26 protein-coding genes are annotated in these 25,143 nt (G+C 72.6%); 20 read left to right on the forward strand and 6 right to left on the reverse strand.

Going from position 1 to position 25,143, the window contains the following annotated elements:
- Positions 1–19: 19 nt before the first annotated feature.
- Positions 20–973 carry a tyrosine recombinase XerC gene (locus tag NCI01_RS04540; RefSeq protein WP_254180291.1) on the forward strand — a complete coding sequence of 318 codons (954 nt, stop codon included), beginning with the start codon at positions 20–22 and terminating at the stop codon, positions 971–973.
- Between the two features lie 37 nt (positions 974–1,010).
- Here the strand turns inward: NCI01_RS04540 and NCI01_RS04545 are convergent, their stop codons facing one another.
- Positions 1,011–1,586: a M23 family metallopeptidase gene (locus NCI01_RS04545; RefSeq protein ID WP_254180292.1), complete on the reverse strand. Its 576-nt coding sequence runs from the start codon at positions 1,584–1,586 to the stop codon at positions 1,011–1,013.
- 448 nt (positions 1,587–2,034) lie between these two features.
- Between NCI01_RS04545 and rpsB the strand changes: the two genes are divergently transcribed.
- From rpsB to NCI01_RS04595, 10 genes are all read left to right on the forward strand, one after another.
- Positions 2,035–3,063 (forward strand): 30S ribosomal protein S2, encoded by a 1,029-nt coding sequence (gene rpsB / locus NCI01_RS04550; protein ID WP_254180293.1) that lies wholly within the window; start codon positions 2,035–2,037, stop codon positions 3,061–3,063.
- 112 nt (positions 3,064–3,175) lie between these two features.
- On the forward strand, positions 3,176–3,988 hold the full coding sequence (tsf, locus tag NCI01_RS04555; protein WP_254180294.1) for a translation elongation factor Ts: 813 nt from the start codon (positions 3,176–3,178) through the stop codon (positions 3,986–3,988).
- 257 nt (positions 3,989–4,245) lie between these two features.
- Positions 4,246–4,965, forward strand: coding sequence for a UMP kinase (gene pyrH, locus NCI01_RS04560; protein ID WP_254180295.1), 720 nt, complete (start codon positions 4,246–4,248; stop codon positions 4,963–4,965).
- Between the two features lie 61 nt (positions 4,966–5,026).
- A complete protein-coding gene (gene frr / locus NCI01_RS04565) occupies positions 5,027–5,581 on the forward strand; it encodes a ribosome recycling factor (RefSeq protein WP_254180765.1) in 555 nt (184 codons plus the stop codon).
- 12 nt (positions 5,582–5,593) lie between these two features.
- Positions 5,594–6,493 carry a phosphatidate cytidylyltransferase gene (locus NCI01_RS04570; protein WP_254180296.1) on the forward strand — a complete coding sequence of 300 codons (900 nt, stop codon included), beginning with the start codon at positions 5,594–5,596 and terminating at the stop codon, positions 6,491–6,493.
- Positions 6,494–6,526: 33 nt separating this feature from the next.
- A complete protein-coding gene (locus tag NCI01_RS04575) occupies positions 6,527–7,309 on the forward strand; it encodes an SDR family oxidoreductase (RefSeq protein ID WP_254180297.1) in 783 nt (260 codons plus the stop codon).
- The gene (locus tag NCI01_RS04580) at positions 7,306–7,818 is read left to right on the forward strand and encodes a histidine phosphatase family protein (protein WP_254180298.1); all 513 of its coding nucleotides are present in this window, start codon (positions 7,306–7,308) and stop codon (positions 7,816–7,818) included. Before NCI01_RS04575 ends, NCI01_RS04580 begins: the two co-directional genes overlap by 4 nt.
- Positions 7,819–7,898: 80 nt before the next feature.
- Entirely contained in the window at positions 7,899–8,243 is a 345-nt protein-coding gene (locus tag NCI01_RS04585; RefSeq protein ID WP_254180299.1) for a hypothetical protein, read from the forward strand.
- 46 nt (positions 8,244–8,289) lie between these two features.
- Positions 8,290–9,426, forward strand: coding sequence for a dual-specificity RNA methyltransferase RlmN (rlmN, locus tag NCI01_RS04590; protein ID WP_254180300.1), 1,137 nt, complete (start codon positions 8,290–8,292; stop codon positions 9,424–9,426).
- A gap of 189 nt (positions 9,427–9,615) precedes the next feature.
- Entirely contained in the window at positions 9,616–10,833 is a 1,218-nt protein-coding gene (locus tag NCI01_RS04595) for a glycosyltransferase family 4 protein (RefSeq protein ID WP_254180301.1), read from the forward strand.
- On the opposite strand, the gene NCI01_RS04600 is transcribed toward NCI01_RS04595, so the two are convergent.
- Positions 10,811–11,905, reverse strand: a complete 1,095-nt coding sequence (locus NCI01_RS04600) for an LOG family protein (RefSeq protein WP_254180302.1) — start codon at positions 11,903–11,905, stop codon at positions 10,811–10,813. The genes NCI01_RS04595 and NCI01_RS04600 overlap by 23 nt on opposite strands.
- An 89-nt stretch (positions 11,906–11,994) precedes the next feature.
- Between NCI01_RS04600 and NCI01_RS04605 the strand changes: the two genes are divergently transcribed.
- On the forward strand, positions 11,995–12,642 hold the full coding sequence (locus NCI01_RS04605; protein WP_254180303.1) for a maleylpyruvate isomerase family mycothiol-dependent enzyme: 648 nt from the start codon (positions 11,995–11,997) through the stop codon (positions 12,640–12,642).
- 14 nt (positions 12,643–12,656) lie between these two features.
- Here the strand turns inward: NCI01_RS04605 and NCI01_RS04610 are convergent, their stop codons facing one another.
- Complete coding sequence (locus NCI01_RS04610) at positions 12,657–13,565, reverse strand: serine protein kinase RIO (protein ID WP_254180304.1); 909 nt, start codon at positions 13,563–13,565, stop codon at positions 12,657–12,659.
- Between the two features lie 194 nt (positions 13,566–13,759).
- On the opposite strand from NCI01_RS04610, the gene NCI01_RS04615 reads away from it, so the two are divergent.
- Positions 13,760–15,229, forward strand: a complete 1,470-nt coding sequence (locus tag NCI01_RS04615) for a M1 family metallopeptidase (protein WP_254180305.1) — start codon at positions 13,760–13,762, stop codon at positions 15,227–15,229.
- Positions 15,230–15,231: 2 nt separating this feature from the next.
- Entirely contained in the window at positions 15,232–15,840 is a 609-nt protein-coding gene (locus NCI01_RS04620) for a hypothetical protein (protein ID WP_254180306.1), read from the forward strand.
- Here the strand turns inward: NCI01_RS04620 and NCI01_RS04625 are convergent.
- Genes NCI01_RS04625 through NCI01_RS04635 form a run of 3 tightly spaced genes read right to left on the reverse strand, consistent with a single transcriptional unit; the run spans position 15,837 to position 19,288 of the window.
- Positions 15,837–16,889: a tetratricopeptide repeat protein gene (locus tag NCI01_RS04625; protein WP_254180307.1), complete on the reverse strand. Its 1,053-nt coding sequence runs from the start codon at positions 16,887–16,889 to the stop codon at positions 15,837–15,839. The genes NCI01_RS04620 and NCI01_RS04625 overlap by 4 nt on opposite strands.
- 14 nt (positions 16,890–16,903) lie before the next feature.
- On the reverse strand, positions 16,904–18,202 hold the full coding sequence (locus NCI01_RS04630; RefSeq protein WP_254180308.1) for an AAA family ATPase: 1,299 nt from the start codon (positions 18,200–18,202) through the stop codon (positions 16,904–16,906).
- Between the two features lie 21 nt (positions 18,203–18,223).
- Positions 18,224–19,288, reverse strand: coding sequence for a tetratricopeptide repeat protein (locus tag NCI01_RS04635; protein WP_254180309.1), 1,065 nt, complete (start codon positions 19,286–19,288; stop codon positions 18,224–18,226).
- A 26-nt stretch (positions 19,289–19,314) separates the two neighbouring features.
- On the opposite strand from NCI01_RS04635, the gene dxr reads away from it, so the two are divergent.
- The 6 genes from dxr to NCI01_RS04665 all read left to right on the forward strand — a co-directional run bounded on the left by dxr (position 19,315) and on the right by NCI01_RS04665 (position 25,133).
- Positions 19,315–20,400, forward strand: coding sequence for a 1-deoxy-D-xylulose-5-phosphate reductoisomerase (gene dxr / locus NCI01_RS04640; protein ID WP_254180310.1), 1,086 nt, complete (start codon positions 19,315–19,317; stop codon positions 20,398–20,400).
- A 42-nt stretch (positions 20,401–20,442) separates the two neighbouring features.
- Positions 20,443–21,789: a M50 family metallopeptidase gene (locus NCI01_RS04645; RefSeq protein ID WP_254180311.1), complete on the forward strand. Its 1,347-nt coding sequence runs from the start codon at positions 20,443–20,445 to the stop codon at positions 21,787–21,789.
- Between the two features lie 150 nt (positions 21,790–21,939).
- Positions 21,940–23,091, forward strand: coding sequence for a flavodoxin-dependent (E)-4-hydroxy-3-methylbut-2-enyl-diphosphate synthase (gene ispG / locus NCI01_RS04650; RefSeq protein WP_254180312.1), 1,152 nt, complete (start codon positions 21,940–21,942; stop codon positions 23,089–23,091).
- Positions 23,092–23,145: 54 nt separating this feature from the next.
- On the forward strand, positions 23,146–23,997 hold the full coding sequence (locus NCI01_RS04655) for a GNAT family N-acetyltransferase (RefSeq protein ID WP_254180313.1): 852 nt from the start codon (positions 23,146–23,148) through the stop codon (positions 23,995–23,997).
- An 87-nt stretch (positions 23,998–24,084) separates the two neighbouring features.
- Positions 24,085–24,678, forward strand: coding sequence for an RNA polymerase sigma factor (locus NCI01_RS04660; protein ID WP_254180314.1), 594 nt, complete (start codon positions 24,085–24,087; stop codon positions 24,676–24,678).
- The gene (locus NCI01_RS04665) at positions 24,675–25,133 is read left to right on the forward strand and encodes a hypothetical protein (protein WP_254180315.1); all 459 of its coding nucleotides are present in this window, start codon (positions 24,675–24,677) and stop codon (positions 25,131–25,133) included. Before NCI01_RS04660 ends, NCI01_RS04665 begins: the two co-directional genes overlap by 4 nt.
- Positions 25,134–25,143: the final 10 nt, after the last annotated feature.

Below are 25,143 nucleotides of genomic sequence, written 5' to 3' on the forward strand. Positions count from 1 at the left end.
GCCCGCCTACGCTGCGGAGGTGAGCAAGCCCGAGGCCCCCCACCAGGAGCAGGGGGAGGACCTTCCCGAGTCCTTCGTCCGCCTCCTCGGCGACTACGAGCGCCACCTCGTGTCCGAGCGCGACCTCGCCCCGCACACCGTGCGGGCCTACCTCGGTGACGTCTCCGGACTGCTCGAGCACTGCCAGCGGCTTGGCGTCACCGACGTCGCCGACCTCGACCTGCGCGCGCTGCGCAGCTGGCTGGCGCGGCTGCAGACGACGGGCCGCAGCCGGACCACCATCGCGCGACGCGCCACGGCCGCGCGCGTCTTCACCGCCTGGCTGCACCGGACCGGCCGGGTGCCGACCGACCCCGGCGCCGCGCTCGGCTCGCCCAAGAAGCACAAGACCCTCCCGCCCGTCCTGCGGGCCGACGAGGCCGAGGCGCTGATCCGGTCGGCCGCCGACCTCGCCGACGACGGCACTCCTGTCGGGGTCCGCGACGTGGCGATGCTGGAGCTTCTCTACGCGACCGGGATCAGGGTCGGCGAGCTCGTCGGGCTCGACATCGACGACGTCGACGACGAGCGCCGGGTGGTGCGCGTCCTCGGCAAGGGTCGCAAGGAGCGATCCGTGCCCTACGGCACGCCGGCCGGGCGGGCGATCGACCGCTGGTTGGCCGACGGTCGGCCGCGGCTGCGCGTGGAGGGTTCGGGGCCGGCGTTGTTCCTGGGGGTGCGTGGCCGGCGGATCGACCAGCGGGCGGTCCGCGAGCTCGTCCACCGGCGCATCGCCGGTGTGCCCGGAGCTCCCGACATCGGACCGCACGGCCTGCGCCACACGGCCGCCACCCACCTGCTCGAGGGCGGGGCCGACCTCCGCTCCGTGCAGGAGCTCCTCGGCCACGCCTCGCTCGCGACGACCCAGCTCTACACCCACGTCACGACCGACCGCCTGCGTCGGGCCTACCAGCAGGCCCACCCCCGCGCCTGACCGCGCCTCGTCGGGGGAGCGGCGGGAGGTCGGGTGCTCAGGCGACCCAGTCGACCGGTCGCCGCCAGCGCCAGAGCGGGGGACTCCACGGGAGTCGCACGGTGACCGGGTCGTCGCGCCACAGCGGGAGCAGCCGCACCGGGCCGCCGCCGACGAGGGAGAGCGGGTCGAGGTAGGTCCGGTCGTCGCCCTCGCCCTCGACGAGTCCCCAGTGCAGGCAGGCGGAGGGGAAGCAGTGGCTGTCGGTGACCACGAGCCGGCCGAGCACGTCGCCGGCGGCCACCGGCTGGCCGCGCTCGACGGACGCGACGACCGGCTCGTAGGTCGTACGACGACCGCCGTGCAGCACCGTGACCACCGGCTTGCCCCCGATGGAGCCCGCGAAGCCGACCGTCCCCGCCAGCGCGGCGTGCACCGCCTGCCCGGGTGACCCGGCCAGGTCGACGCCGCGGTGGCCTGCGGCGTACGGGGTGGGAGGAGGTTCGAAGTGGCGGACGACGTCGGGCCGTGGATCGAGCGGCCACACGCCGACGGGCTCGTCGGGGCTCGCCCGGGACGGCCCGGCGACACCGAGCAGCAGCAGGAGGAGGACGGCTCCGAGGACGGCTCGCATCCGCCGATCCTGCTCCGGCCGCGAGGGCAGGACGAACGGCGTCGAACAGGCCTGTGGACGACGGTCCGCACGCCGCGGCTGTGGACGTCTCCGGGCCGGCGGATCCACGCTCGGCCACCGCTCAGGAGAGGGGCTGGACAGTGATTCGCCTCGCGGGGAGCCTCTGGCCTACGATGTGCGGAGCAGTCCACCCGGACTGACTTCGCACGCTCGCCGACCGTGCCCGGGATGCTCCGCAGGTCCCGGACCACCCGCGGGCGTCGGTCCTCAGTTCCTGCCAGCTCCACCGGCGGGATCGGATCGGCGCGCGAGCGTCAGGGCTCCCGGCACCCGCCGGGCGCAGCAACTGAAACCAACAGGAGTCCGCTCCCGGTCCGCACCTGCGTCAAGGTCGGACGCATCGGCCCCGGCCGTCGAGGAGTGCGACTCCGTCACAACAGGAGAACCCATGGCAGTCGTCACCATGCGCCAGCTGCTCGAGAGCGGCGTCCACTTCGGTCACCAGACCCGTCGGTGGAACCCCAAGATGAAGCGCTTCATCATGACCGAGCGCAACGGCATCTACATCATCGACCTGCAGCAGTCGCTCGCCTACATCGACCGCTCCTACGCCTTCGTCAAGGAGACCGTCGCCAAGGGCGGCGTCATCATGTTCGTCGGGACGAAGAAGCAGGCCCAGGAGGCCATCGCCGAGCAGGCGACGCGCGTCGGGATGCCCTACGTCAACCAGCGCTGGCTGGGCGGCATGCTCACCAACTTCCAGACCGTGCACCAGCGGATCAACCGCCTCAAGGAGCTCGACGAGATCGACTTCGACGACGTCGCCGGCTCCAACCGCACGAAGAAGGAGCTCCTGCAGATGAAGCGGGAGCGCACCAAGCTCGACAAGACCCTCGGCGGCATCCGCGACATGACCAAGGTGCCCTCCGCGGTCTGGATCGTGGACACCAACAAGGAGCACCTGGCCGTCGAGGAGGCCCGCAAGCTGCGGATCCCGATCATCGGCATCCTCGACTCCAACTGCGACCCCGACCTGGTCGACTTCCCGATCCCGGGCAACGACGACGCCATCCGCGCGGTCGGCCTGCTGACCCGCGTGGTCGCCGACGCCGTCGCCGAGGGCCTCATCGCCCGCTCCGGTGCCAAGGCCGGCGACGCCGACGAGACCGTCGGTGCCGAGGAGCCCCTCGCCGAGTGGGAGCGCGAGCTCCTCGCGGGTGACGCCGAGAAGGCCGCTGCGGCCGCCACCGGCGATGCCGCCGCGGAGACCCCGGCCTCCGAGGCCACCGGTGCCGCTGCCGAGGCCCCGCAGGCCGAGGCCGCCGCTGACGCTGCGACCGAGGCGCCGGCCGAGACCGAGGCTGCTGCCACGGAGGCGCCCGCCGAGACCGAGGCTGCTGCCACGGAGGCGCCCGCCGAGACCGAGGCTGCTGCCACCGAGGCGCCCGCCGAGACCGAGGCCGACAAGAAGGACTGAGCAGGTCACGCCGGCCGCGGGCTCACGTCCGCGGCCGGCGCCCCGCGTCGTCCCACCCACCGCCGGGTCGCTCCGCCGCCCGCGAAACCCCTGGATCAAAGGAAGAAGGACCATGGCCAACTTCACCGCTGCCGACGTCAAGAAGCTCCGTGAGCTGACCCAGGCCGGGATGATGGACTGCAAGAAGGCGCTGACCGAGGCGGACGGCGACTTCGACAAGGCCGTCGAGCTGCTCCGCGTCAAGGGTGCCGCGAAGGCCGCCGCCCGCGGCGCCGAGCGCGAGACCGCCGCAGGCCTCGTCGCCACCTCCGGCAACGCCCTGGTCGAGCTCAAGAGCGAGACCGACTTCGTCGCCAAGAACGAGGAGTTCATCGCCAAGGCGCAGCAGATCGCCGACGTCGCCGACTCCGTCAAGGCCGCCGACACCGAGGCCCTCAAGGCCGCCGAGCTCGACGGCAAGACCGTCGGCGAGGTCGTCGAGGACCTGGCCATCACCATCGGCGAGAAGATCGAGCTGGGCGATGTCGCCTACTTCGAGGGCACCACGGTCACCTACATGCACAAGCGTGCCGCCGACCTCCCGCCCGCCGTCGGCGTGCTCGTGGAGTTCGAGGGTGACGAGGCTGCCGCCCGCGCCGCCGCGATGCAGATCGCTGCGATGAAGGCCCAGTACCTCACCCGCGACGAGGTCCCGGCCGAGATCGTCGAGTCCGAGCGCTCCATCGCCGAGCAGAAGACCCGCGAGGAGGGCAAGCCCGAGCAGGCGATCGCCAAGATCGTCGAGGGTCGTCTCGGTGGGTTCTTCAAGGAGATCGTCCTGCTCGAGCAGGAGTCGGTCACCGAGTCCAAGAAGTCGGTCAAGGCCGTCCTGGACGAGGCCGGCACCACCGTGAAGCGGTTCGCCCGCTTCGAGGTCGGCGCCTGAGCCACGCCTCACCCGATCACCGACGAGGGGTCGTACGCCACCGGCGTACGGCCCCTCGTCGCATGCCCGGGTCGAGCGGTGCGCCAGCCACCTCCTGGGCGCCGGGAAGGTGGCTCAGCCACCGCTCGTACGACGACCCGCGCCGCCGCGCCACGGTTCTCCCGGGCACCACGAGGCGGGTGGGGCGTCCGTGGGTTCGTCGGCCCCCGTCCGGTCCGGTAGGTTTCGCATGACCCGCCCCGTCTGGCTGTGAAGGGATGCACGTGGCCTACAACCGAGTCCTGCTCAAGCTCTCTGGTGAAGTCTTCGGTGGAGGCGAGGTGGGGTTGGACCTCGACGTGATCAACGCGCTCGCCGGTGAGGTGGCCGAGGTCGCCAAGTCGGGCGTGCAGATCGCGATCGTCGTGGGCGGTGGCAACTTCTTCCGCGGCGCCGAGCTCCAGCAGCTCGGCATGGAACGAGCGCGTGCCGACTACATGGGCATGCTCGGCACCGTGATGAACTGCCTCGCGCTGCAGGACCTCATCGAGAAGCACGGCGTGGAGACGCGGGTGCAGACCGCCATCACCATGGGTCAGGTCGCCGAGCCCTACATCCCGCGCCGCGCGATCCGCCACATGGAGAAGGGCCGCGTCGTGATCTTCGGCGCCGGGGCCGGCATGCCGTTCTTCTCCACCGACACCGTGGCCGCCCAGCGTGCGCTGGAGACGCGCTGCGAGGTGATCCTGATGGGCAAGCAGGGCGTCGACGGCGTCTACGACTCCGACCCCAAGACGAACCCCGACGCGGTGAAGTTCGACCAACTCAGCTATGACGAGTACCTCGCGCGCGACCTCAAGGTCGCCGACGCCACCGGTATCGCCATGGCGCGCGACAACAAGATGGACATCGTCTTCTTCAACCTCTCCACCCCGGGCACGATCGGGCGCGCGGTGCGGGGTGAGAAGATTGGCACGCTGGTGAGCAGCACGGCCTGAGCCAGGCCCCACCCGCCTGCGACACCCGCACCACGACGTACGAGGAGAGAGAGCAACCGTGATCAACGACGTCATGAACGATGCCGACGCCAAGATGGGCAAGTCGGTCGAGGCGACGCGCGAGGAGTTCGCCGCCATCCGGGCCGGCCGCGCCAACCCGGCGATGTTCGCCAAGATCACGGCCGACTACTACGGCACGCAGACCCCGCTGCAGCAGCTCGCGAGCTTCACCTCCCAGGACGCGCGCACCATCCTCATCCAGCCGTTCGACATCGGCGCGATGGGCAACATCGAGCGCGCCATCCGCGACTCCGACCTCGGGGTCAACCCGGCCAACGACGGCAAGGTGCTGCGCTGCGTCTTCCCCGAGCTGACCGAGGAGCGCCGCAAGGAGTACATCAAGCTCGCCCGGTCCAAGGCCGAGGACGGCCGCGTCTCGGTGCGCAACGTGCGCCGCACCGCCAAGCAGGGCCTCGAGAAGCTCGAGAAGGACGGCGAGGTCGGCAAGGACGACGTCACGGGCGCGGAGAAGCGCCTCGACGCCATGACCAAGACCCACACCGACAAGATCGACGAGCTCCTCAAGCACAAGGAAGCCGAGCTGCTCGAGGTCTGAGCCACCCCGTCGATGACCACACCTGACCCACCGGCGGCGCCGGCCCCACAACCCAAGGCGCCGAAGGACCACGGTCGCGCCGGTCGAGACCTCCGCGCCGCCGTCATCTCGGCGGTCGTCCTGGTCGCGGCCATCCTGCTGTCGCTGCTGTTCTGGAAGCCCGCGTTCATGGGCATCGTGGCGGTCGCGGTCGTGATCGCGGTCTGGGAGCTGCACCGGGGGCTCTCCGCCAAGGGCGTCGACATCCCCGAGCAGCCGCTGATGCTCGGCGGCGTCGTGATGGTCGTCGTGGCCTACGTCTGGGGGGCGCCGGCGCTGGTCACCGCGACCGCCGTCACCGCGCTCGTCCTCATGCTGTGGCTGCTGCGGCGCGGCGTCGACGGCTACGTCAAGAACGCCACCGCGTCGGTCTTCACCCTCGTCTACGTGCCGTTCCTGGCGTCGTTCGTCGCCCTGCTGCTGGGTGAGGGCGGCACCGCCCCGGCGTTCGGCCTCGACCTCGACGACCCCGGCGTGCGGGGCGTCATCACCTTCATCGCGATCACCGTCGCCTCCGACACCGGCGGCTACGTCGCCGGCGTGCTGTTCGGCAAGCACCCGATGGCACGGGTGATCTCGCCCAAGAAGTCGTGGGAGGGGTTCGCCGGTTCCATGGTGGCCACCATCGCCGTCGGCGTCTGGCTGGTGACGTCGTTCCTCGGCGGCGACTGGTGGGTCGGCGTCATCCTCGGCGTCATCGCCGCGGTCATGGCGACCCTGGGCGACCTGTGCGAGTCGGTCATCAAGCGTGACCTCGGCATCAAGGACATGAGCCAGGTCATCCCCGGTCACGGCGGCCTGATGGACCGTCTCGACTCGCTGCTGGCCACGGTCGCCCCGATCTGGCTGGTCCTCTACTACCTCGTCTTCTGACGCGGCTCGTCTCCTGATGCGGCTGGTCCCTTGATGCGGCTCCTCGTCACGGGCGGTCGCACCGGCTACCTCGGTCGTCACGTCGTGGCCGCGGCCTCGGCCCACGACGTGGTGGCGGTCGGCTCGGCCGACTGCGACGTCCGCGACCGCGCCGCGGTGGAGCGCCTCCTCGACGACGTCGCGCCCGACGCGGTCGTCCACACGGCCTACGTCCAGTCCGACCGCGACGTCACCGCCACCGGCGCCGCCCACGTCGCGCAGGCGGCCGCACGGGTGGGCGCGCGGCTCGTGCTGGTCTCCTCTGACGTCGTCTTCGGTGGTCGGCCCGAGCCCTACGACGAGACGGCCCGGCCCGACCCGGTGTCCGCCTACGGAGAGGCGAAGGTGGAGGCGGAGCGCGCCGCCCTGGGATCCGGCGCGGACGTCGCGGTCGCGCGGACCTCGCTGATCCTGGGCGACGGGGAGTCCAAGCACGAGCGGCTGTTCCGCACGCTGGCCCTCGGCGGCGACGGCGCGCTGTTCGAGGACGAGCGCCGCTGCCCGGTCCACGTCGCGGACCTCGCGGCCGCTCTCGTCGAGCTCGCCGGCAACGACGTCCGCGGGGTGCTCCACCTCGGCGGCGCCGACGCCACCAGCCGTCTCGAGCTCGGCCGCCTCGTCGTCCGCCGCGACGGTCTCGACCCCGACGCGCTGCGCGGTGGGCGCCGCGCGGACCTCCCCGACCCCGGCCCCGTCGACGTACGCCTGGACTCCTCGCTGGCGCGCCGGGTGCTGACCACCCGCCTGCGAGGAGCCGAGGAGTTCCTGACCCCATGACCCTGCACCTGGTCCGGCACGGACCCTCCGCCCAAGCCCCGGGCACGCCCGCCGCCGAGTGGGACCTCGACCCGGCGGGGTACGACGCCGTGTGGGCGCTGCGGTCCTCCGGGCGGCTGCCCGCGCGCGCCGCGTGGTTCACCTCCCCGGAGCCCAAGGCGGTCCAGACGGCACAGCTGCTGACCGACGCCCAGGTGGGCGTGCTCCCGGACCTGCGTGAGCACGAGCGGACGGGGGAGTGGATCGAGGACTTCCCCGCGGCGGTCCGGCGGGCCTTCGACCGACCGGACGAGCCGGCCGTCGACGGGTGGGAGCCGCTGGCGGCGTGCCGCGACCGGGTCGTCCCCGCCGTCCGCCGGGTGCTGGAGGTGCACGGTGACGACGACGTGGTCCTGGTGGGTCACGGCACGGCGTGGACCCTGGTGGTCGCCGACCTGACCGGTCAGCCGCCCGACCTCGACCGCTGGGCCGCGCTGGCCATGCCGGACCTGATCACCGTCGACGTGTGAGCCGCTCCGGCCTACCGGGAAATCCGGCCACGGGGCGTGGGCGCCGTCGTCCGTCCGTCGCGAGCGCCTAGGCTGGCCCCGTGGAGACGGACGAGAGGCACCTCGAGGAGTCGCAGGACCGGCACTTCGAGTGGTGGCACCACAGCCACCCGACGTTCGCCGGCATCACCGGCTTCTTCGCCGGGATGCTCTTCGTCACCGCTCTCCCCGGCGCCTTCGCCGGCGTGCTGCGCCTGCTGTTCGACCACGAGGCGGCCGAGCGCCTCTTCCCGTTCGTGCTCCTCGCGCTGGCCCTGCCGATCGGGCTGCTGGTGGCGCGCAAGACCCGGCGGTTCGCACAGTTCATGTTCGTCGGCATGGTCGTCACCGCCCTCGTCGTCGGCGGTGTCGCGTCGCTGGTTCTCTACTTCATGGTCGACTCCTGAGCCGCTGAATCGTCCCGGCACCCGCGGGGATGGGATGATCGAGCCGATGTCCGAGCCCAGTGACCAGCCGATCAAGACGCTCCCCCTCGTGATGGACGAGCCGCGTGGCCGCAGGAAGCCGCCGCGCCACCTCGCCGACCTCGACGAGGCCGGCCGCAAGGCGCTGCTCGAGGAGATGGGCCTGCCGGGCTTCCGCGCCAAGCAGCTCAGCAACCACTACTTCACCCGGCTCGCCGACGACCCCGCCGAGATGACGGACCTGCCCGCCGGGCAGCGCGACGACCTCGTCTCCGCCCTGCTGCCCGACCTGATGACGCCGCTGCGCACGATGGAGGCCGACCGCGGCACCACGCGCAAGACGCTGTGGAAGCTCTTCGACGGCGCGCTCGTCGAGTCGGTGCTCATGCGCTACCCCGACCGCGCCACCATCTGCGTCTCCAGCCAGGCTGGGTGCGGCATGGCGTGCCCGTTCTGCGCCACCGGCATGGGTGGCCTGCAGCGCAACATGTCGACCGCGGAGATCGTCGAGCAGGTCGTCGCGGGCGCCCGCTCGCTGGCCCGCGGCGAGGTGCCCGGCGGCCCGGGCCGCGTGTCCAACGTCGTCTTCATGGGCATGGGCGAGCCGCTCGCCAACTACAAGGCCGTCATCGGTGCCGTACGCCGCCTCACCGACCCGTCGCCGGCCGGTCTCGGGATGAGCGCCCGCGGCGTCACCGTCTCCACCGTCGGCCTCGTCCCGCGCATCAACCAGCTCACCGAAGAGGGCATCCCGGTCACGCTCGCGCTGAGCCTGCACGCGCCCGACGACGAGCTGCGCAACGAGCTGGTCCCGATCAACACCCGCTTCTCGGTCGCCGAGACCGTCGAGGCCGCGTGGAACTACGCGCGCGTCACCAAGCGTCGCGTCTCCATCGAGTACGCCATGATGCGCGGCATCAACGACCAGGCGCACCGCGCCGACCTGCTCGCCGACGTGCTCAACTCCTACGGCGACTGGGGCTGGGTGCACGTCAACCTGATCCCGCTCAACCCGATCGAGGGGTCGAAGTGGACCGCCTCCGACCCGGCCGACGAGCGCGAGTTCGTCCGCCGGCTCGAGGCCAAGGGCATCCCGACGACCGTCCGCGACACCCGCGGCCGGGAGATCGACGGCGCCTGCGGCCAGCTCGCCGCCAAGGAGTAGCCGGGCGGCGGTCGCTGAGCGTCGGGCGGTCACCGGATATCCGGTGACCACCCCTCTTTGCACCCGCGATCTCCACAGCGAAGCGTGAGTCTCGGGTGCACAGTCGACGGCCGAGACGTCGCGGTCCGTTCACGTGTCGTCCGTCCGGGCCGGGGCGTCCGTTGCCCGGGTCTCCCTAGCGTCCGGGGCATGGACCTGCTCGAGAGGCGGCGTCGCAGCCGCACCGTCCCGGCCACCGTCGTCCCCCTCGCAGCCGACCGGCCGACGCTCGCGGGCGGGGGACGGCTCCGCGTGCTGGTGGTCACCGAGTCCTTCATGCCCCAGGTCAACGGAGTCACCAACTCCGTGCGCCGCGTCCTGGAGCACCTGGCGGCGGAGGGGCACGAGGCAGAGCTGGTCGCCCCGACCGGCCCGAGCACCTACGCCGGCTTCCCGGTCACGCTCGCGCGCGGCGCCGACCTGCCGTTCTACGCCGACTTCCGCATCGGCTGGGACACCACCCGCCGGCTGCGGGCGGTGATGCAGCGGTTCGCGCCCGACGTCGTGCACGTCGCCTCACCGGCCACCCTCGGCCTCCAGGCGGCGCGGGCGGCCCGGTCGCTCGGCATCCCCACGGTCGCGATCTACCAGACCGACCTGGTCGGGTTCGCCGAGCGGTACGGCGTGCCGGGAGGCGCGCGGGCGATGGAGGCGCTGACCCGCCGGATCCACCTCGGCGTCGACCGGACGCTCGCCCCGTCGACGGCCAGCGTCGCCCAGCTGGCCAGGCTCGGCATCGACGACGTGTCCCGCTGGCCGCGCGGGGTGGACCAGGTGCTCTTCGAGCCGGCGAAGCGGGACCCCGCGCTGCACGCCGACCTCGCGCCCGACGGGGAGGTGCTCGTCGGCTACGTCGGCCGGCTGGCCGCCGAGAAGGAGCTCGAGCTCCTCGCCCACGTCGACCAGCTCCCCGGCGTCAGGCTGGTGCTGGTCGGTGGCGGACCCGAGGAGGCCCGGCTCCGATCCCTGCTGCCGGGCGCGGCGTTCCTCGGCGTGCTGCACGGCGACGAGCTCGCCCGGGCCCACGCCACCCTGGACGTCTTCGTGCACACCGGTCGGCACGAGACCTACTGCCAGTCCGCCCAGGAGGCCCTGGCCAGCGGGGTGCCGGTGGTCGCGCCGCGCTCGGGCGGACCGATCGACGTCGTCGACGACACCGTGGCGGGCCACCTCTACGAGCCGGGGGACGCGGAGGAGCTGGCGGCCCACGTCGCGCGTCTCGCCGCCCAGCCGGTGCTCCGGCGCCGGATGGCGCTCGCCGCCCGGCAGAGCGTGCAGGGGCGCACGTGGCAGGCGGTCAACGACCTGCTGGTGGACCACTACCGCGAGGTGAGCGGGCCGGTCGTCACGCGTCGTCGCGCCGGCTGAGCGTCGCGCGCACGACCTCCACCGCCTCCTCGACGGTGTCGACGAGGTGGACGTGCGGCTCCATCGTCCGCCCGGCGGCCAGGGCCTGCAGCAGGGGCCACACCGGCAGCTCCTCGGTCCAATAGCGGCGACCGAGCAGCACCATCGGCGCGACCGCGGTCCGGGCTGCGTAGTAGTTCTCGCAGGCGTCCTGGAAGACCTCCTGGACGGTGCCGCCGGCGCCCGGCAGGAACACGATGCCCGCCGTGCACACCTCGAGCAGCAGCGCCTCGCGTGGGGCGTTGGCGAAGAACTTCGCGATCGACGAGGCGAACACGTTGGGCGGCTCGTGGCCGTAGTGCCACGTCGGGATGCCGAGGGACTGCCGGCCCCGGTTGGTGGCCCTGACGACGTCGAGGGCGGCCCCCGCCCACGCGCCCACGTCGGGCTGGAACGACGGGACCTTCGCGAGGCGGGCCAGCGCGTCGTCGAGGCCGTCCGGCACGAACGCGCCCAGGTTGGCCGCCTCCATCGCCCCCGGGCCGCCCCCCGTGGCCACCGTCAGGTGGTCGCCGAGCGCGTGGCCCAGAGCGGCGGCCTCGGCGTAGGCCGTGCTGCCGCGCTCGAGGGCGTGCCCGCCCATGACGCCGACGACGTCGCGGTCGGCCACCCATGCCGCCAGCGCCGCATCGACGTGGTGGTCGTGCAGCGCCATCGCCAGGGTGTCCTCGGGGCTGTTGCCGTGCCGCGACCAGGCATAGCTGCGCGCGTCGAGGGTGTCGTCGTAGCGCGGCGCGTCGTAGAGGTCGCCGGGGGCGTAGAGCGTGGGCCGGTAGGGGTCGACCGGGATGCCGGGGATGTCGTGCAGCACGATCGCACCGGCCCGGCGTACGGCGTCGTCGTCCCCGTCGGCGAACTCGCACCCCAGGAACAGCGCCTGGCCCAGCGACCGCTGCAGCAGCGCCGCCCCCCGGGCGGTCAGGTCGAGCCCGACCACGCGCCACCCGGCGAGGGACTGCGCGCCGGCCGCCAGCCGCCGGTCGAGGTCGGGCAGGGTCGTGACGTCGACGACGCGTCCGTGGGAGTGCTTCACGCGCCCCAACCTAGGGCCCTGCTCCTGCGAGGGACCCGCGACCGGCCCCGCGGTGGTGGCACCCGTCTCTGCCGTGCCAAGGTGGCGGCATGGGCTCGGACCACGACGAGGTGTACGCACTGGCGACCCGCAACCGCCTCCTCGCCGCCGAGATGTTCGCCGGCCTGACCGACGAGCAGTGGGCAACCCCGAGCCTGTGCGCGGGCTGGACGGTGCGCGAGGTGTGCGCCCACATGGTGCCACCGGAGGGCGGGTTCAAGCTGTGGTCGCTCGCCGGCACGGTCATCCGGTTCCGCGGCGACCTGGAGCGCATGGTCGACGTCACCACGCGCGAGGAGGCCCGGCGACCGACGTCCGAGCTCGTGGCGGCGCTCCGGGACCGGGCCGGCGAGCGGTTGAAGGCGCCGGTGGTCGGTCCTCACGGGCCGATGGTCGACACGGCCATCCACCTGCGTGACGCGGCGCGGCCGCTCGGCCTGGACACCGGCCCGCCGCCCGAGGACTGGCGACCGGTGCTCGACTTCCTCCTCACCGGGCCGGCCGAGCGCGGCTTCGTCGGCAGGGGTCGCACCGCAGGGCTCCGCCTCGAGGCGACCGACCTCGACTGGTCGCGGGGCGCGGGTGACCTCGTGCGGGGCCCGGCCGAGGCGCTCGCCCTCGGCATCGCCGGCCGCCCGGCGGCGTACGACGACCTCGCGGGCCCCGGCGTCGAGGTGCTGCGCTCCCGCGACCGGTGAGCGCCGGGCCCACCTCAGAAGGCGTGGGCCATCAGCTCCCCGAACAGCTCCTGCTCGTCCACCTCGAGCCCTCGCGAGCGGAACCAGGCGCACATGTTGGCGCAGTCGCGCAGCAGGAAGTCCATGCCGCGCGGGTTGCCGACGAGGTCCACCATCTGGGGGAGGTCGATGATGACAAGCCGGTCGCCCGCCGCCAGGGTGTTGTAGGGCGAGAGGTCGCCGTGCACAAGCCCTGCCTGGACGAGCGTGGTCAGCGCGTCGCGCAGCTGGTCGTAGAACCCCTCGACGACCGAGTGCTCCGGGCGGACCTGTGCCACGCGCGGGGCGGTCTCGGTGTCCCCGTCGACGGTCACGGTGATCCACTCCATGAGGATCTCGGTCTCGTCGATCTGCACCGGGTAGGGGACCGGCAGGCCGAGCTCCCAGCAGCGACGCAGCGCGTTCCACTCCGAGACGGCCCACTCGCCCGCCGCGACCTGCTTGCCCCACGTGGACTTGCGCTTGAGGGCGCGGTTGTCGCGGGAGCGCTTCATCGAGCGACCCTCGGTGTAGGAGGCGGCGCGATGGAAGGTGCGGTGGTCGGTGTCGCGGTAGCGCTTGGCGGCCATCACGACCGCCTCGTCGGGCCGGTGCGGGTCCTCGCGCTCGACGAGGAAGACGTCCGCCTCCTTGCCGGTCTTGAGGACGCCGAGCTCGGTGTCGATGGCGCCGCTCGAGGTCACGACCCAGTCGGGGCGTGGCTCGGGTCCCTTCATCAGGGCCTCGAGATCCTCCCAGCGGGACCAGCGTTGACCCTCGCCGAGCTCGTCGGCGTAGGTGTCGTAGGTGAAGACGAACGACTCGTCGATGCCCTCGAGGGGCGAACGGTCGTCAGGCCGGAAGAAGTCCTCCGGCAGTGCTCGTGGGAATGAGGGGTGGGACAAGGTAGGTGCTCCGTGTGTGCGAGAGGTGGTCGGCGGGCAGGCCGAGGACAGCGATGGACATGTCACGGCTCCTCTCGTCTCACGGGCACCGGCCCTGTCGGCACGGTGGGCGCACGCACGCGGCGGGCGCCGACCCCATCGTCGCGGTGCCCGACACGACAGCGCAACGCAATTAACCGCGCTAGGTTCGGACGGTGACCACGCGCTGGATGCCCCGACCCACCCGCACCGTCCTGTCCGCCGCCCTGTCCGCCGCCCTCGCGACGGCGCTGGCCGCCGGGCTCACGGTCGGCGTCGGGTCCACGACGGCGACCGCGGAGGCCCCGGCCGCTGCCGTCGACGGCGCGTCCGGCATCGGCGACCCCTACTGGCCGCTCGACGGCAACGGCGGCATCGACGTCGCCTCCTACAGGATCGCCAACCGCTACGCCCTCGACACCAAGCGGCTCAGCGGCCGCACGACGATCGAGCTGACCGCGACCCAGGACCTGGCCAGCTTCTCCCTCGACTTCCTGCTCGACGTCTCGCGGGTCAGCGTCGACGGCGAGAAGGCGCGCTTCACGAAGACCGACGGGGGACACGAGCTGCGCATCACCCCGGCCCGCGCGCTCGCTGCGGGCAGCAGGCACACCGTCGTGGTGACGTACGCCGATCGCCCGGCGCGCCACTCCTATGCGGGCGAGCGCAACTGGCTGGCCAGCAAGCACGAGGTCATCACGATGAACGAGCCGCACATGGCGCCGTGGTGGTTCCCCGCCAACGACCACCCGCTCGACAAGGCCCTCGTCGACGTGAAGATCCGGGTGCCCAACGGTCGCGAGGTCGTCTCCAACGGCAAGCTGCGCGGCCGCGAGGTCGGCAGGCGGTCGACCCAGTGGCACTGGAGCGCCGACGAGCCGATGGTGCCCTACCTCGCCTTCTTCGCAGCCGGCGACTTCGCGATCGAGAAGGGCCGGCACCGCGGGCTGCCGTGGCTCGTCGCGGTCTCCGAGCGGCTGAGCAAGGGCGACCAGGCGGCCAGCATGCGGCTGATGAGGAAGACCCCGAAGGTCGTCGCCGGGCTGGAGAAGGACCTCGGTGACTACCCGTTCTCGGTGGTCGGCGGCATCACCACCGGCCTCGACCCGGGGTTCGCCCTGGAGAACCAGACCCGCCCCACCTACCCCGCGGTCGGCGCGAGCGCGACCAGCCTCGTCGTCCACGAGCTCGCCCACCAGTGGTTCGGTGACGACATCGCGGTCGAGCGCTGGTCCGACATCTGGCTCAACGAGGGCTTCGCCACCTTCATGGAGTGGCGCTGGACGGAGACGCACGGCGGCCGCTCGGCCGACGCCATCATGCGCAGCTACTACGCCAACGTCGACGCGTCCTCGGCCTTCTGGCAGGTGGTGGTGGGTGACCCGGGCGCGGCCAAGGTGTTCGACGGCGCGGTCTACGGCCGGGGCGCCATGGCGCTGCAGGCCCTGCGCAACCGCGTCGGCGACGAGGTGTTCTGGCAGGTCGTGCGCACCTGGATCCGTGAGCAGCGCGGCGGCAACGGCTCGACCGCGGAGCTCGAGGAGCTCGCTGCCCGCGTGAGCGGGCAGGACCTGGGCGCCTTCTTCGACGTCTGGCTCCGCACGCCGGCGAAGCCGGCCGCCACGGTTGACAACGGGCTGGACTGACCATGACCAGCGACCTCACGGACGTGACCTGGTTCCGGGCGCCGACCGACGGCGATCCCGGCACCCTCAACGCCTGCTACAACGCCCTCGACATCCACGTCGTGCGCGGCCGCGCCGACGACGTCGCGGCGCACCTCGACGGCACCGCGCGCACGTTCGCGTGGCTGCTCACCGAGGTCGCCGCGTGCGCCGGGGTGCTGCGCGCCTTCGGCGTCGAGGTGGGTGACCAGGTCGCCCTCGGGGCCGTGCCGCACGGCACCGGCGTCGTCGCCGTCCTCGCAGCCGCACGCGTCGGCGCCGTGGTCCAGCACGACGACTCGGCGGGCGCGACCGGCAAGGTCGTCGTCCGCGGCGGCCCGGACGGCGTCGCGTTCGCCGTCGACGACGACGACCTGCCGTGGGACGTGGCGATGCGCGCCGGCCGCACCGACCCGGCCGGGTGCGTCGACGTGCCCGGCGACGCGGTGCTGTCCCGCCACGGCGCCGACACGCTCACGGTGCTCGACGCGCTCGGCACGTCGGACGACCACACCGTGCCCGTGCCCGACGGGGCCGCGCTGGTGGAGGTCGGCGGGCTGCGGTTCTGGTCGTTCGCCACGCCGCAGGGCTAGCCCGACCGGCGCCGCTCCGCGAGGCGTACGACGACGAGGACCACGGCGAGCACGAGCACGAGCCGCAGGGCCAGGCCGGCCGCCTGCTCGGTCACGGAGGCCAGGGCGGGCGGCGCGAACGCAGTGACCAGCACGCACGCACCGAAGGCGAGGAGCACCGCCGCGAGGAGCCGCAACGGCACGCTCAGGCGGCCCGGCAGCCCGTGCGCCCAGTGCCGCAAGCCGCGCGGCACCTGGGCGGCGAACCACGCGACCAGCAGCCCGAGCACCGCCAGGAAGCCCAGCCCGGTCGTGACCCGCGCCCACCACGGCGCGTCGAGGGCCAGCTGGACGCGCAGCACGAACAGCGCCAGCAGGGTCGGCCACACCAGCCGGACCCCGAAGCGCAGGACGAGGGTGTCGAGGTTGCGGTGCACCACCGGCTCCTGCGGGATGGCGCCCGCGGCGGCCGTCAGGTGCCGCCCGGTGCGTCCCACGCGCAGGCCGCGGTCGAGGTCGATCTTGGCGAGGTTGTTGTGGAGGTAGGGGTCGTGGGGGTTGATGCGGAGCCCCTCCCGCATGACCCGGCGCCCCTCGCGCCGTCTCCCGAGACCGGTGAGTGCCAGCCCGAGGACGCTGTGGGCCGGCGTGGCTCCCGGCTCCAGCTCCAGCGCGCGGCCGGCGGCGTCGCGCGCCTCCTCGTGCCGTGGCGGGGCGGTCTGCAGCAGCGACCAGCCCAGGGCGTGGTGCGTCGCCCACGCGTGCGGCTCGAGGTCGACGGCCGCCCCTGCGGCCGTCACCGCCTCCTCGGCGCGGTCGTCGCCGACCAGCGCCCACGCCAGCGCGACGTGGACGTCGCCGTCCTCGGGGTCCGCCGCCACGGCGGCCTGCGCCGCCTCGACGGCCTCGTCGTGGCGGCGCTGCTCGGTCAAGGCCCTCGCGAGCACCACGAGCGCGCCTGCCGACACGGGGTCGTCGGCCAGCGCCTCGCCCGCAGCCTGCTCGGCCTCGACCGGTCGGCCGAGCTCGAGCAGCGCCCGGGCGCGCTCGACGAGGTCGTCGGCTTCCATCGTCCCGGTGGTCCTCAGCGCCGCTTGCGCAGCCACTTCGCCAGGTCGTCGTACTCGCCGGAGGCGTTGGCGTAGAGCGCGACGTTGCGCGCGGTCTCCACCCAGGGGCCGATCGAGGGCCGGACCTCCGACAGCGCCTGGTCGAAGTCGGCCATCCCGATCATCCGCACCTTGCCCGTGCCCACCGAGTCCATCAGCGCGATCTCCGACGCCGACTCGCACAGGTGCGCCAGGTCGGCGCCGCTGAAGCCCTCCGTCGCCTTGGCCAGCCGCTTGGTGTCGATGCGCTCGACGGGTCGGTCGCGCAGGTGGGTGCGCAGGACCGCCTCGCGCGCCTCGCGGTCGGGGGGCAGCACGAGCAGCGTGCGGTCGAGCCGGCCCGGACGACGCAGCGCGGGGTCCACGTCCCACGGGTGGTTGGTGGCCGCCAGCACGAAGACGCCCTCGTTGTCCGACCCCACGCCGTCGAGCTCGGTCAGCAGCTGGTTGACGGTCGTGCGCGCGCCGGAGCTGCGGTTGAGGGAGCGCTTGCCGCCGATGGCATCGAGCTCGTCGAGGAACAGCACGCACGGCGCGGAGGTGCGGGCGACCTCGAACAGCTCCTTGACGTTGCGCTCGCTCTGCCCGATGTACATGTCGAGCACGTCGGCCAGCGACACGTGCAGGAAGGACGCGCCCAGCTCGCCGGCGACCGCCTTGGCGAGGAACGTCTTGCCGCAGCCGGGCGGTCCGTAGAGCAGCAGCCCACCGCGCAGCGACTTGCCGTAGAGCGCGCGCAGCTCGGGGTTGCGCAGCGGGGCGAGGAAGCTCGCCTCCAGACGCTTCTTGACCTCGGTGAGCCCGCCCACGTCGGCGAGGCGCACGCCCGCCGCCTCGACGTCGTACGCCGCCGGGCCGGGGTCCTCGGTCGAGCCGTCGACGAACATCGGGCCGACCGCCTCACCGAGGTCGGACTCGGCGGCGTGCCAGTCGAAGGCCGTGGTGTCAGCCCGCGGCGCTGCGTCGGTCGGGTCCGTGGACCCGCCGGTCGGGTCACTCGTCGGGTCCTCGGGCGTGTCGCCGGGCGTGCCACCGCCCGTGTCGCCGGCCGTGTCGCCGGCCGTGTCGCCGGCCGGGCCGCCCATCGCCCGCGCCATCAGCTCGCGGGCCTGAGCGGAGGTCGGGTCCTTGGCCAGCGCGGTCGCGACGTGCTCGACCGCCTCACCACCGCGGTCGGCCTCCACCAGCAGGCCGGCCAGGTGCAGCCGCAGCGGCAGGTCGTCGGGGGCGGCGCGCACGGCGGCCACCAGGCTCTCGATCAGGCGCTCGTCCACGGCGCCACCCTAGGCGGGAGGTCAGCGGCCGCGCACGAGGTTGACCACGCCGTAGCCCAGCCAGCCGAGGATGCAGACGAAGCCGAGCACCTGCAGCGAGGCCGCGATCGCGACGCCTGCTCCCGTGGCCACGGCGGACGGCGCGAACGCCAGCAGCAGCACCCCGACGGAGAGGAACAGCACGAGCGCCACCAGGTAACGACCGGTCCACCGGGTGCGTCCCCAGATCCCGCGGCCCCATCGGCGCACGCCGCTCGGCAGCTGGGCCCGGACCCGCTGGACGAGCAGCACCAGCACCGCGACGTACGCCGCACCGGCGAGGGCGCGCGCCCACCACGGCGCCCCGGTCGCGAGCATGATCACGAGGACCAGGGCGGCCCCGAGGAGGGACCAGAGGACGCGGCGTCCAAGCAGGAGCAGCACCGTGTCGAGGTTGTCGTGCAGCCGCTTCTCCTGGGGGTCGTTGCCGACCGCCGAGCGCAGCATCCCGGCCGCCCGCCCGAGCCGGCCGCGGTCCATCTCGGTGGCGGCGAGGTTGTTCTGCGCGAGCGTGTGGACGGGGTCGATGGCGAGCGCGTTGCGGAAGGCCGTCTGCGCCTGGTCGTGGTGGCCCAGCCCGTCCAGGCACAGGCCGACGAGGTTGTGCGCGTCGGGGCTGTGCGGCGCGAGGTCGACGGCCCGGAGCGCCGACTCGTACGCGTCGCGGACCCGCGGCCGCCTCAGGCACAGCAGGGCCCGGGCGTGCTGGTAGTGGGAGGTGAAGTCGTGCGGGGCCAGGGCGCGGGCGCGCTCGGCCGCCGCGACGGCGGCCGGCCCGTCGCGGCGGTCGCAGAGGACGTCGACGAGCACCTGGTGTGCGCTGGCGTTCTCCTGGTCGAGGGCGAGCGCGCTGCGGACCGCGGCCTCTGCCTCGTCGTGCCGGTCCTGACGGTTCAGCGCGCGGCCCAGGCCGAGGAGTGCCGGCACGCACTGCGGGTCGCCGGCCAGCACGTCGCGGAAGCGCTGCTCGGCCTCGGTGTCGCGGCGCAGGTCGAGCAGCTGCTCGGCGTGCGCCAGCGCCCGCCAGTCCGCCCCGTCCCGGTCCACGGGGCCCATCCTGACAAACTGCGGGGGTGACTGCGCGCGACATCGTGATCCTCGGCTCGACCGGGTCCATCGGCACCCAGGCGCTCGACCTCGTGCGTGCCCACCCGGACCGGTTCCGCGTGGTGGGCCTGACGGCCGGGGGTTCGAACCCCGACCTCTTCGAGGCACAGGTCGCCGAGTTCTCGCCCGCGTTCTCCGGGCTGGGGGAGGAGGCGTCCACCGAGGCCGCCGGACGCCCGTGCGACGTGGTCCTCAACGGCATCACCGGCGCGGTGGGCCTCCGCCCCACCCTCGCCGCGCTCGACGCCGGAGCGACCCTCGCGCTCGCCAACAAGGAGTCGCTCATCATCGGCGGCCCGCTGGTCAAGGAGCGCGCGCGACCGGGTCAGATCGTGCCGGTCGACTCCGAGCACAGCGCCATCGCCCAGAGCCTGCGCGCCGGCTCCGCCGAGGAGGTACGACGCCTCGTCCTGACCGCGTCCGGCGGCCCGTTCCGTGGGCGCACGGCAGGCGAGCTCGCCGACGTCACCCCCGAGCAGGCGCTGGCCCACCCCAACTTCGCGATGGGCCGGGTGATCACCACCAACTCGGCGACGCTCGTCAACAAGGGTCTCGAGGTGATCGAGGCGCACCTGCTCTTCGACATCCCCTTCGACCGGATCGACGTCGTCGTCCACCCGCAGCAGCTGATCCACTCGATGGTCGAGTTCATCGACGGTGCCGTGGTGGCCCAGCTCGGCCTGCCGACCATGCTGGTCCCCATCTCGCTCGGGATGGGTTGGCCCGACCGGGTGCCCGACGCCGAGACGCCGATCGACTGGACGAAGGCCGCCGACTGGCGCTTCGAGCCCCTCGACAACGGGGTCTTCCCCGCCGTCACCCTCGCCCGCAGCGCGGGGGAGCGGGGCGGCACCGCACCCGCGGTCTACAACGCGGCCAACGAGGTCGCCGTCGACGCCTTCCACGAGGGCCGGCTGCGGTTCCCCGACATCGTTGCCACGGTTGCTCACGTCCTCGACCGCCACGACGTACCATCGAATCAGCACCTCACCGTCGACGACGTCCTCGCCGCGGACGACTGGGCACGAGCCGAGGCCGCGGCGCTCATCTGACGCCTCCCACCCGACGCCCCACCGAGAAGGACCCTCACGCACATGTCCGCCCTGCTCTACACCCTGGGTGTCGTCGCCTTCGTGCTCGCGATCCTCGTCTCGATCGGGCTGCACGAGTTCGGGCACCTGGTGCCGGCCAAGAAGTTCGGCTGCAAGGTGCCGCAGTGGTTCATCGGCTTCGGCCCCACGGTGTGGAGCAAGCAGATCGGCGACACCGAGTACGGCGTCAAGGCGATCCCGCTCGGCGGCTACGTCAAGATCGTCGGGATGCTGCCCCCGGGTGCGGAGGACCTCGTCGAGGAGACGACCTACGACGAGGACGGCGAGCCGGTCCACAAGGTCCGCCGCTCCAACACGGGGATGTTCACCCAGCTGATCTCCGACGCCCGCGCCGCGGAGTGGGAGTACGTCAAGCAGCACGACACCGACCGGCTCTTCTACCGCCTCCCGTGGTGGAAGAAGGTGATCGTGATGGCGGGCGGGCCGATGGTCAACATCGCCATCGCCTTCGGGCTCTTCACGCTGCTCTTCGCGACCTACGGCAACCCGCGCGACGAGGTGGTCGAGCCGGTGGTCGCGGCCGTTCCCGAGTGCGTCGTGCCCGTCGAGGACCAGGGCCGGGCCTGCACCGCCGACGACCCGCCGACCCCCGCCAAGGAGGCGGGCATCCGCCCCGGCGACGAGATCCTCAGCTTCAACGGCACCCCGTTCCGCGACTGGGACAGCTTCCAGTCGCAGATCCGCGCCAACGCCGACGGCGACGCCGTCATCGAGGTCCGGCGCGGCGACGAGCAGCTGACGCTGACGACCAACACGACCGTGACGCTGCGCCAGACGTCAATCGAGGACCGCACCCTCACGGAGGTCGGCTTCCTCGGCGTGCAGCCCGAGACCCGGTTCGAGACCGGCGGCGTGCTCTACACGGCGGCCCAGATGGAGACGATGACCGTCGAGACGGTCCAGGCGCTCGGCCAGCTGCCGGTGAAGGTCTACGAGGTCGGTCGCGCGGTCGTCGGGCTGCAGGAGCGCGACCCCGAGAGCCCGGTGTCGATCGTGGGCGGTGGCCGGTTCGCCGGCGAGGCCGCCTCCAGCGAGGCGTTCCCGCTCACCGAGAAGGTCGTCACGCTGCTCTTCCTGATCGCGAGCTTCAACTTCTTCATCGGCATGTTCAACTTCGTGCCGCTGCTGCCGCTCGACGGTGGCCACATCGCGGGTGCCCTCTACGAGGGCCTCAAGCGCGGCCTCGCCCGGCTCCTCGGCCGACCCGACCCCGGGCACGTCGACGTCGCCAAGCTCCTGCCGGTGGCCTACGTGGTGGGGCTCGCGATGCTGGTGATGGGCGTCGTCCTCATCGTCGCCGACATCGTCGTACCGCTGCGCCTGAGCTGACCCCGCCGCCTGCCCCGGCTCCCACCACTGCGCGATCGCCGCACAGCGCTCACGACCTGTGGGAACCTGCGAGGGGCGCCGCTGCCCGGGCGTGCGCGGGAGGCTTGCCCGAGCAGCGGTGTCCTGCTGCCCGGCCCGTACGATGAGCGCATGACCTCTGTCGGCCTGGGCATGCCCGCCCTCCCGCCCCCCGTCCTGGCCCCCCGCCGCAAGACCCGCCAGATCAAGGTGGGCTCGGTGGGCGTCGGCAGCGACTCACCGATCTCGGTCCAGTCGATGACCACGACGCTGACCTCCGACGTCAACTCCACCCTGCAGCAGATCGCCGAGCTCACCGCCACGGGCTGCGACATCGTGCGCGTGGCGTGCCCCAGCCAGGACGACGCCGACGCCCTGCCCGAGATCGCGCAGCACTCACAGATCCCGGTCATCGCCGACATCCACTTCCAACCCAAGTACGTGTTCGCCGCCATCGACGCGGGCTGCGCGGCCGTGCGGGTCAACCCGGGCAATATCCGCAAGTTCGACGACCAGGTCAAGGAGATCGCGCGGGCCGCCAAGGACCGCGGCACGTCGATCCGCATCGGCGTCAACGCCGGCTCACTCGACAAGCGCATCCTCGACAAGTACGGCAAGGCCACGCCCGAGGCGCTCGTCGAGTCCGCGGTGTGGGAGGCCAGCCTGTTCGAGGAGCACGACTTCCACGACTTCAAGATCTCGGTCAAGCACAACGACCCGGTCGTGATGGTCCGGGCCTACGAGCTGCTCGCCGAGGCCGGCGACTGGCCGCTGCACCTCGGTGTCACCGAGGCGGGCCCCGCGTTCCAGGGCACGATCAAGTCCGCGGTGGCCTTCGGCCACCTGCTCGGGCAGGGCATCGGCGACACCATCCGGGTCTCCCTGTCGGCGCCGCCGGTGGAGGAGGTCAAGGTCGGCCTGCAGATCCTGGAGTCGCTCAACCTCAAGCCGCGTCGCCTCGAGATCGTCTCCTGCCCGTCCTGCGGGCGGGCCCAGGTCGACGTCTACAAGCTCGCCGAGGAGGTCACCGCCGGGCTCGACGGCCTGGAGGTGCCGCTGCGCGTCGCCGTCATGGGCTGTGTCGTCAACGGGCCGGGCGAGGCCCGCGAGGCGGACCTCGGCGTCGCCTCCGGCAACGGCAAGGGACAGATCTTCGTCAAGGGCGAGGTCATCAAGACCGTGCCCGAGTCGCAGATCGTGGAGACCCTCATCGAGGAGGCCATGCGCATCGCCGAGGGCATGGAGCCGATCGAGGGTGCCGAGGCCAGCGTCAGCGTCAGCTGATCGCAGGACGACCGCGACGCGACAGCGGGACCGGCGCACCCTAGGCTCACGAAGATGCTGAGGACCCGCGAGCAGGTGCGCGTGCTGGGCCCGGGTGACCGGGACGCGTTCATCGCGCTCGCGGAGCAGGACCCCGTGGTCAACGTCTTCGCCGACTACCGCGCCCGGCTCACCAACCTCGACGAGCGGTGGCTCGGGGGACAGGTGTGGGGACGCTTCGAGGGCGACCGGCTCGTCGCCGGCTGCCACCTCGGGGCCAACCTCGTCCCCGTGCAGTGCACGCCGGCCGACGTGGGCGCCTTCGCCGACGCCGCGCTGCGCCGGCGCAACACCGTGGGCACCATCGTGGGGCTCGCCGACGTGGTGTCCGCGCTGTGGGAGCTGATCGAGCCGCGCTGGACCACGCCCCGCGAGATCCGCCCGGACCAGCCGCACCTCGAGATGCAGCGGCTACCGACGATCGCCGTCGACCCCCGGGTGCGGCTCACCACCCCGCAGGACCTCGACGTGCTCTACCCCGCGTGCGTGGCGATGTACACCGAGGAGGTCGGCGTCTCGCCGGAGAACGACGCGGGCGGCGGTGACCTCTACCGGGCGCGGATCCGGCAGCTCATCGGCCGCGGCTGGTCGATGGCGAGCTTCGACGAGCACGGCGTGGTCTTCAAGGCCGAGGTCGCCTGCGTGACGCCGTACGCCGCCCAGGTGCAGGGGGTGTGGGTCCGCCCCGACCGCAGGGGCGAGGGCCTCGCGACCAGCGGCATGGCCGCGGTGGTCTCCCACATCATCTCCTCGGGCACGGCGCCGGTCGTCTCGCTCTACGTCAACGAGTGGAACGCCCCGGCGCGGGCCGCCTACGCCCGGGTCGGGTTCGAGCAGACGGCGACCTTCGCCACCCTGATGTTCTAGGCGCGGCGCAGGCAAAAAAAGTTCTCGGCAGGACGTATCACCGCGGGGTGTGCGCGCACCTGAGCAGACATGGGGACAATGGTCACCATGTCAGAGGACCGAAGGGCTGAGGGGCAGTCCGAGCAGTCACCGTGGGACATGGCCAGTGGGGCGTTCATCGCCTGGCGTTCGGGGGACGCCAGGGCGGTGGACGAGCTGGTTGCCGCGATGACACCGGTGCTCTGGCACGTGGTGCGGGCCTACGGGCACGACAGGGAGAGCGCCGAGGACGTGATCCAGGCGACCTGGGTCGGCTTCGTGCGCCTCCACCGGACCATCGAGGACCCACAGGCGGTCGCGTCCTGGCTGATCACCTCAGCCAGGCGCGGCGCCGCCGCACATGCCCGGGCCGCGAGACGTGCGACCCCGGTGCAGGACGAGACGCTGCACGCCGCCCTCCCGGACACGGAGTCGGCCGAGGCGCTCGCCGTGCTCGACGACGAGGCGTCCCGGCTGTGGGGAGCCGTGGCGTCCGTCGACGAGCGCTGTCGCAAGCTGCTGAGAGTCGTGGCCTTCATGGACCGGCCCGACTACCAGTCGATCAGCCAGGACCTCGGCATGCCGGTCGGGAGCATCGGGCCCACCCGAGCCCGGTGCCTGGCCAAGGTCCGAACCGCCCTGATGAGAGGAGGCGAGCGATGACCGATGGGGACGACGCTCTCCTCGAGGAACTGCGTGACATGTGGATGACCTACGACCCGCCGCCGCCCGGCCTCGTCGCGACGATGATCGCTGCCGTCGCTGCCGCTGACCTCGACGCCGAGTGGGAGATGCTCACCCTGGTGCGCGACTCGCGCGACGAGCCCGCCGCCCAGGTGAGGGGGCTCGCGACGTCGCGGATCCTCTACTTCACCGCCGCCGAGGGCTGGTCGCTCGACGCGGAGCTCGACGAGGGCCAGGTGCGCGGACAGCTGCTCGACTTCGACGGTGACCTCGGGTCCGTCGAGGTGGTGGTCGAGACGACCGGCGGGCAGAGCTGGACGACCGGTCTCGACGAGGTGGGGTTCTTCGCCCTCGCCGCCGAACCGACCGGCTCGGTCCGCTTCACGGTGCGCGACGGCGCCCGGTCGGCGACCAGCCGCTGGATCGAGCTCTGACCCGGCGCCC

The sequence above is a fragment of the Nocardioides pinisoli genome (assembly GCF_024199985.1).
In the GTDB taxonomy this organism is placed as follows: Bacteria; Actinomycetota; Actinomycetes; order Propionibacteriales; family Nocardioidaceae; genus Nocardioides; species Nocardioides pinisoli.